General features: G+C 69.9%; 9 protein-coding genes. 5 read left to right on the top strand and 4 right to left on the bottom strand.

The features are described 5' to 3' along the window. Positions 1-223 precede the first annotated feature (223 nt). Positions 224-517, bottom strand: a complete 294-nt coding sequence (locus tag ACFWGJ_RS39885; protein WP_366781098.1) for an MTH1187 family thiamine-binding protein — start codon at positions 515-517, stop codon at positions 224-226. Continuing rightward, positions 514-858 (bottom strand): DUF3817 domain-containing protein, encoded by a 345-nt coding sequence (locus ACFWGJ_RS39880; RefSeq protein WP_210889761.1) that lies wholly within the window; start codon positions 856-858, stop codon positions 514-516. Before ACFWGJ_RS39880 ends, ACFWGJ_RS39885 begins: the two co-directional genes overlap by 4 nt. A gap of 200 nt (positions 859-1,058) precedes the next feature. Here ACFWGJ_RS39880 and ACFWGJ_RS39875 point away from each other — a divergent pair, with 200 nt between their 5' ends. The 4 genes from ACFWGJ_RS39875 to ACFWGJ_RS39860 all read left to right on the top strand — a co-directional run bounded on the left by ACFWGJ_RS39875 (position 1,059) and on the right by ACFWGJ_RS39860 (position 3,706). After that, a complete protein-coding gene (locus tag ACFWGJ_RS39875) occupies positions 1,059-1,691 on the top strand; it encodes an AIM24 family protein (protein ID WP_267031415.1) in 633 nt (210 codons plus the stop codon). A gap of 1 nt (position 1,692) precedes the next feature. Further along, entirely contained in the window at positions 1,693-2,343 is a 651-nt protein-coding gene (locus tag ACFWGJ_RS39870; RefSeq protein ID WP_210889762.1) for an AIM24 family protein, read from the top strand. Continuing rightward, a complete protein-coding gene (locus ACFWGJ_RS39865; RefSeq protein WP_107021268.1) occupies positions 2,340-3,137 on the top strand; it encodes an AIM24 family protein in 798 nt (265 codons plus the stop codon). The genes ACFWGJ_RS39870 and ACFWGJ_RS39865 overlap by 4 nt, the downstream gene beginning before the upstream one ends. Before the next feature lie 92 nt (positions 3,138-3,229). After that, positions 3,230-3,706: a MarR family winged helix-turn-helix transcriptional regulator gene (locus tag ACFWGJ_RS39860; protein ID WP_387333854.1), complete on the top strand. Its 477-nt coding sequence runs from the start codon at positions 3,230-3,232 to the stop codon at positions 3,704-3,706. Positions 3,707-3,890: 184 nt separating this feature from the next. On the opposite strand, the gene ACFWGJ_RS39855 is transcribed toward ACFWGJ_RS39860, so the two are convergent. Together ACFWGJ_RS39855 and ACFWGJ_RS39850 are read right to left on the bottom strand one after the other, a co-directional pair. Beyond that, the gene (locus tag ACFWGJ_RS39855) at positions 3,891-5,321 is read right to left on the bottom strand and encodes an ATP-binding protein (RefSeq protein ID WP_387333853.1); all 1,431 of its coding nucleotides are present in this window, start codon (positions 5,319-5,321) and stop codon (positions 3,891-3,893) included. After that, positions 5,318-5,983 carry a response regulator transcription factor gene (locus ACFWGJ_RS39850; RefSeq protein WP_387333852.1) on the bottom strand — a complete coding sequence of 222 codons (666 nt, stop codon included), beginning with the start codon at positions 5,981-5,983 and terminating at the stop codon, positions 5,318-5,320. Before ACFWGJ_RS39850 ends, ACFWGJ_RS39855 begins: the two co-directional genes overlap by 4 nt. 144 nt (positions 5,984-6,127) lie before the next feature. On the opposite strand from ACFWGJ_RS39850, the gene ACFWGJ_RS39845 reads away from it, so the two are divergent. Beyond that, a complete protein-coding gene (locus ACFWGJ_RS39845; RefSeq protein WP_387333851.1) occupies positions 6,128-6,835 on the top strand; it encodes a PepSY domain-containing protein in 708 nt (235 codons plus the stop codon). Positions 6,836-6,917: the final 82 nt, after the last annotated feature.

Below are 6,917 nucleotides of genomic sequence, written 5' to 3'. Positions count from 1 at the left end.
CCCGACCGCCGCTTTTAGGGGCGCGGGGAACTGCGCGGCCAGCCACACGCGACCGGCACCCGACCGCCGCTTTTAGGGGCGCGGGGAACTGCGCGATCAGCCCCCACCGGGCCGCAGTCGAAACGCAACGCTGCGGCACCGCCCACCTTCCAGGGGCGCGGGGAACTGCGCGAACGGCCCCCACCGGGCCGCAGCCGGGACCGGACCCGCGCAGCGGACCGCGTCACTCCGACAAGTGGCGCTCCACCGTCGACACCTTGGACGTGAGTCCGTCCGTCACCCCCGGCCGGATGTCCGCCTTCAGGACCAGCGACACCCGAGGCGCCCGCGCCTCCACCGCGGCGACCGCCCGCCGCACGACGTCCATCACCTCGTCCCACTCCCCTTCGAGCGAAGTGAACATCGCATCCGTCCGGTTCGGCAGCCCCGACTCACGAACGACCCGCACCGCGTCGGCGACGTACTCCCCCACGTCCTCCCCGACCCCGAGCGGCGTCACGGAAAAGGCGACGATCATGCGCCCACGATCCCCTCGTTGCGCGCGCGGGACTTGATGACCGCGGCCTCGGCCTCACCCTTGAGCTTGCGCTCGGCGAAGAACCCGCCCGTCGGCAGCACGGAGAGGACGAAGTAGAGCGCCGCGGTCTTCAGCCCCCACTTCGCCCGGTTCCACGCGTCGGCCCAGAAGATCACGTACAGGACGAAGAGAACGCCGTGGACCATGCCCATCACCGGCACCGCGTTGAAGTCCGTGGTCCGCTTGAGCACCGAGCAGACGAGCAGCAGCAGGAACGAGACGGCCTCCGGGCCGGAGACCAGACGGAGGCGGCGGAGGGCGGAGGCGGTCTTGATGTCCACGGGTCACCTTCGGTGTTTGTGAATGAGAGCACAAGCGTCCGCCCATTGTGGCATTGGAGTGCCGGCGGACCGCTTCAGGGGTCCCTGGCCACACCCCGGACGATCCCGGGACGAGGCCCCTAGGGGGACACTCCGGGTCGTTCTCCACCCGTGGGACCTGTCCGCGGGGACGGCCCGCCCGCTACCTTCGCTTCGTGGCGATGTTCCGACTACAAGGCAGCAAGGTGCTGGCCGTCGACATGACCGGCGACGCCGTGAAGGCGAAGAACGGCTCCATGGTCGCGTACGACGGTCAGATGGCCTTCAAGAAACTCAGCGGCGGCGGCGAAGGCATCCGCGGCATGGTGACGCGCCGGATCACCGGCGAACAGATGACCCTCATGGAGGTGAAGGGCCAGGGCACGTGCTGGTTCGCCGACCGGGCCAGCGAGATCAACCTCGTGAGCCTCCAGGGCGACAAACTCTTCGTCGAGTCGAGCAATCTCCTGGCGACGGACGCGGGCCTGCGTACGGGCACGTCCTTCACGGGACTGCGGGGCGCGTCGCAGGGCAACGGGCTCTTCACGACGACGATCGAGGGACACGGCCAGGCGGCGATCATGTCCGACGGCCCGGCGGTCGTCCTGCGGGTCAGCTCGCAGTACCCACTGACCGTCGACCCGGGCGCGTACATCGCCCACCAGGGCAATCTGCGGCAGTCCTTCCAGTCGGGCGTGACGTTCCGCACGTTCATGGGCGAGGGCGGCGGCGAGGCCTTCCAGATCCGCTTCGAGGGCGACGGGGTCGTCTACGTCCAGCCCAGTGAGCGCAACTCCATCGCGGGAGACGTGTGACATGCCCTTCCGTGAGATCAACTCGAAGATGATCGAGGCCACCGTCGCACCGGGCCAGAAGCTGTTCAGCCAGCGCGGCGCGATGCTCGCCTACAAGGGCGAGGTCTCCTTCACCCCGAACCTGCAGAGCGGCCAGGGCGGCGTCATGTCGATGATCGGCCGCCGGGCCGCCGGCGAGGCGGCGCCCCTGATGACCGTGGAGGGCTCCGGCACGGTCCTGTTCGGGCACGGCGGCCACCACATCCAGGTGATCACCCTCGAAGGAGACACCCTGTACGTGGAGGCGGACCGGCTCCTGGCCTTCGACGGCACCCTGACGCAGGGCACGATGTTCATGGGCTCGCAGGGCGGAGTCATGGGCATGGTGCGCGGCCAGGTGACGGGCCAGGGCCTGTTCACCACGACCCTCAAGGGCCACGGCTCGGTCGCCGTCATGGCGCACGGCGGGGTCATCGAGGTCCCCATCAGTCCGCAGCGCCCGGTGCACGTCGACCCGCAGGCGTACGTCGCCCATCACGGGGACGTCCGCAACAAGCTGTCCAGCGCGCTCGGTCTGCGCGATCTGGTCGGCCGCGGTTCGGGCGAGGCCTTCCAGCTGGAGCTGAGCGGCAGTGGCGCGGTGTACGTGCAGGCGTCGGAGGAGAAGCTGTGACCACCTACCCGGGCACGGGCCCCGTGATCCACGACCCGGCGACCCTGCCGGTCGACGACAACGTGAACGCGTACACCTTCTGCGTGGAGCTCAAAGGGAGCGAGTGGTTCCTGCAGAAGGGCAAGATGATCGCCTACTACGGCTCGATGGAGTTCAACGGCATCGGGCACGGCCGCCTCGACCGTCTCGTGCGAACGTCTTTTCATTCGCCGTTGCACGCGAGCGACTGGGTGGTGGCGTCCGGCTCGGGCAAGATGCTGCTCGCCGACCGGGCCTTCGATGTGAATTCCTTCGACCTGGAGGAGGGCAACCTGACCATTCGCTCGGGCAACCTCCTCGCTTTTCAGCCAAGTCTCGCGCTCAAGCAGTCGATCGTCCCGGGCTTCCTGACGCTCATCGGAACGGGCAAGTTCGTCGCCGCCTCGAACGGCCCCGTGGTGTTCATGGAACCCCCCATCCGGGTCGACCCGCAGGCCCTCGTCGGCTGGGCCGACTGCCCCTCGCCCTGCCATCACTACGACCACGGCTACATGACGGGTCTGATGGGCGGTCTACGTGCGATGACGGGCATCGGCGGGGCCTCCGGGGAGGAGCACCAGTTCGAGTTCGTCGGGGCCGGCACGGTGCTGCTGCAGTCCAGCGAGGCACTGATGGCGGAGCAGGCGGCGGGGGCGGTGCCGAACGAGCCGGGAGTACCCGGCGGCGGCGGGGTACCAGGTCACCAGGGACAGCAGGGCGGCGCACCGCGTCTTCCCGGACAGCTGGGGGACCTCCAGCGTCGCTTCGGGCTGTGAGCGGTAGTCTGCAGAGTGTGACGTCGAACGTGTGCACGTCGTCACACCACCCTCACTAGTTCGCCTTTCAACCTTTTAGGTAGACTTGATTCATGGAGACCGAGACGGCCACCCGCTGGCTGACCGATGCGGAGCAGTGCGCATGGCGCACCCACCTGGAGGTCAACAGGCTGTTGACGTACCAGCTCGAAAGGGACCTCCAGCCGTTCGGCCTGACGATGAACGACTACGAGATTCTGGTGAACCTCTCGGAGTCGGAGGGCGTACGGATGCGGATGAGTGACCTCGCGTCCGCCACCCTCCAGTCCAAGAGCCGCCTCTCGCACCAGATCACCCGCATGGAGAACGCGGACCTGGTCCGGCGCGAGAACTGCGAGTCCGACCGCCGCGGGCTGTTCGCCGTGCTCACGGACCACGGCCTGGAGACGATGCAGAAGGTCGCGCCCCATCACGTGGGTTCCGTGCGCCGCCACTTCATCGACCTCCTCTCCCCGGAGGCCCTGGAAGAACTCCACAAATCCCTGACCCCCATCGCAGAACACCTCCGCACCCAACGAGGCCGCCCGTAACGGGCCCTTCCCGGGGGCGCGGGGAACGGCGCAGTCTTTTGCTTTTTTTGGGGGCGCGGGGAACGGCGCAACCTTCTGCCGTTGGGGGCGCGGGGAACGGCGCAATCTTTTAAGGGGCGCGGGGAACGGCGCGACCAGCCCCCACCGGGCCGCAGGTTCCCACCCGCCGCGCTTCAGTAGGCCGCTAGGCCACAGGCAGGCGGAGCTCGAACAGAGCTCCGCCCACCGCCGCCTCACGCACGGTGAGCGCACCCCCGTGCCGCACAGCCACGTCCCGAGCGATCGCAAGCCCCAACCCCGCCCCGCCGTCATCCCGAGCCCGGGCCTCATCGAGCCGCACGAACCGCTCGAAAACCCGCTCCCGCTCACCGGCAGGCACGCCCTCGCCGTCGTCGGCGACCTCCAGGAGCGCCCACTCCCCCGCCCGCCGCACGCTCACCGAGACCGACGACCGGGTGTGCCGCTGGGCGTTGTCGAGCAGATTGCCGAGCACCCGCGCGAGCTGCCCGCGCGACCCGCTCACGTCCAGGGACTCCACGGAGTCCGCGGCCACGGACGCGGCGACCCGGTCCCCGGTCCGCTGTGCGACCTGCGCACGGACGAGCGCGACCAGATCGAACCGCGCGTCCGCCGGCCGCTCCCCCGCGTCCAGCCGGGCGAGCAGCAGCAGATCGGCGGCGAGCCGCTGCAGCCGTACGGTGTCCTCGACGGCCCCTGCCACATCGAGCAGTTCCGGGTGCGCGGCGCCCACTTCGAGCTGGGTGCGCAGCGAGGCGATGGGGCTGCGCAGCTCGTGGGAGGCGTCGGCGACGAACCGGCGCTGCCGTTCCACGGACTGCTCCAGGGCGGCGAGCGTCTCGTTGGTCGTGCGGGCGAGCCGTGCGACCTCGTCGTGCGTGTCCGGTACCGGAACCCGCCGGGTGAGGTCCTCGGAGGCGGTGATCGCGGCCATCTCGCCGCGGATGCCCTCGACGGGGCGCAGCGCCCGCCGGGTGACCAGCCAGGTCACCAGGGCCACCACGGCCAGCAGCAGTGGGAAGCCGATCAGCATGACGGTCAGCGCCGTGCTCACGGCCTCCTGTTCGGCGGTCAGCGGCGCACCGGCGTGGACGGTGAGTGTGCCCTTGCCCTCCACCTCCACCGGCACGGCGGCGAACCGGTAGTCCGCCGTGTCGCCGTCGATGGTCGCGGAGCCGTCGCTGAAGGAGGCCTCGCCGAGTTCGCCGGCCTCGCGCGGGTCGTCGTCGCCGTCACCGGCGTCATCGTCGTCGTCATCGCCGTTCACGGCCCCGGGGGCCTGCGGTGTGACCCGGTCGACGCCCGTGCCGCTGATCCGCTCCAGGTCCTCGGTGACGGCGACGAGCTTCCCCGCCTCGTCCACGACCTGGACGGGCTGGTCGTCGCTGTCCAGCGAGAGGTTGCCGTAGGGCTGCCCGGCCGCGATGTCGGTGGCGACCTTCTGGGCGGCCCGTTCCGCCTCCGTACCGGCCTGTTCGCTCAGGTTGGTCCACAGGGACAGCAGGACGGCGGCGCCGGCCGCGGCGAGCGCGACGGCCACCACGAGGCTCGCGGCGAGGGTGGCCCTGGCCCGTACGGACCCGAGGACGCGCTTCACCTGGACTCCAGGCGGTAGCCGGCGCCGCGCACGGTCCGGATCAGCGAGGCCCCCAGCTTGCGGCGCAGCGTGCTGATGTAGACCTCGACGATGTTCGGGTCGCCGTCGTAGGCGAAGTCCCAGACGTGTTCGAGGATCTCCGCCTTGGACACCACCTCGCCCGCCCGCACGACGAGTTGTTCGAGGACCGAGAACTCCTTGGTGGTGAGGGCGATCTCGTCCTCGCCGAGGTGGACGCGCCGGGCGGCGGTGTCGACCTTGAGGTCACCGAGCACATGCACGGGCGACGCCCCGCCCGAGGATCCGCGCCGGCGCAGCAGCGCCTTCACCCGGGCCACCAGGACGACGTAGGAGAACGGCTTGGTGAGGTAGTCGTCGGCGCCGGTGTCCAGGCCCTCCGCCTCGTCGTACTCGCCGTCCTTCGCGGTGAGCATCAGGATCGGCACGTCGTGCCCGGCGGAGCGCAGGGCGCCGCACACCCGGTAGCCGTTCATGCCGGGCAGCATGATGTCGAGGATGACGAGGTCGTACGAGCCCTCGCCGGCCATGTGCAGCCCCTCCAGGCCGTCGTGGACCACGTCGACGGCGTACCCCTCGGCCGTCAGGCCCTTGGCGAGCGACAGGGCGAGCCGCTTCTCATCCTCCACGATCAACAGGCGCATGCGTAAAGAGTCGCAAACCGAACCTGAAGAAGCCTTCAGGGTGCTTCAGGTCCGCTTCAGCGTCGGTCGGCCAGATTGGGACACGTCGAAACGCACCGAAGACGCTCGACTCCGGTCGAAGCCGTAGATCTCGGAGGAATCCCCATGAAGCGCAACATCGTCATCGCCACCGTCGCCGCCGCCGCTCTCATCGGAGGCGGGACGGCGACGGCCCTCGCCGTCACGGGTGACGGGGACTCCAAGGTGAAGCAGTCCAGCGTGCGGGCCGCGGACGACGACCGCGACGACTCCGCCGACGACGACCGCGACGATCGCGACGACCGGGCCGACGACAAGGCCGACCGGGCCGAGGACGCCGCCGACGCGAAGGCGGCGAAGGTCACGGCGGCCGACGCGATCACGGCGGCGCTCAAGAGCGTGCAGGGTACGGCCGTCTCCGCCGACCTGGACGACGAGGGCAGCAGCCTGGTGTGGGACGTGGACGTGCTGTCCTCGGGCGGCGCCTGGCACAGCGTCAGCGTCGACCCGGGCACGGGCAAGGTGCTCGGCTCGCACACCGAGCAGGAGGACGCCGACGACACGGCGGAGGCCCGGGCCGCGCTGAAGGGTTCGTCCGTCACCGCCGTGGAGGCCGCGAAGGCCGCCGCCGCGCAGGGCACGGTCACCTCCGTCGAGCTCGACGACGACGGCCGCACCAACGCCTGGGACGTCGACACGACCGCCGCGAACGGCGCCGAGAAGGAGTGGAAGGTCGACCTGAAGTCCGCGAAGGTCACTGCGGACACCTCGTCGGACGACAACTCCTCCGACCACGACGACAACGACTCGGACGACGACGGCTCCGACGACTGACATCGGCCACCGTCGACCGAGAACGACCGACAACGACTGACATCACTTGACGAGTTCGGCGGCCTCCCCGGCCTGTGCGACC

This window comes from Streptomyces sp. NPDC060205, assembly GCF_042728395.1.
Lineage (GTDB): Bacteria > Actinomycetota > Actinomycetes > Streptomycetales > Streptomycetaceae > Streptomyces.
The sequence above is the reverse complement of the archived record's forward strand: the minus strand, read 5'-3'. Positions and strand labels throughout refer to the sequence as shown.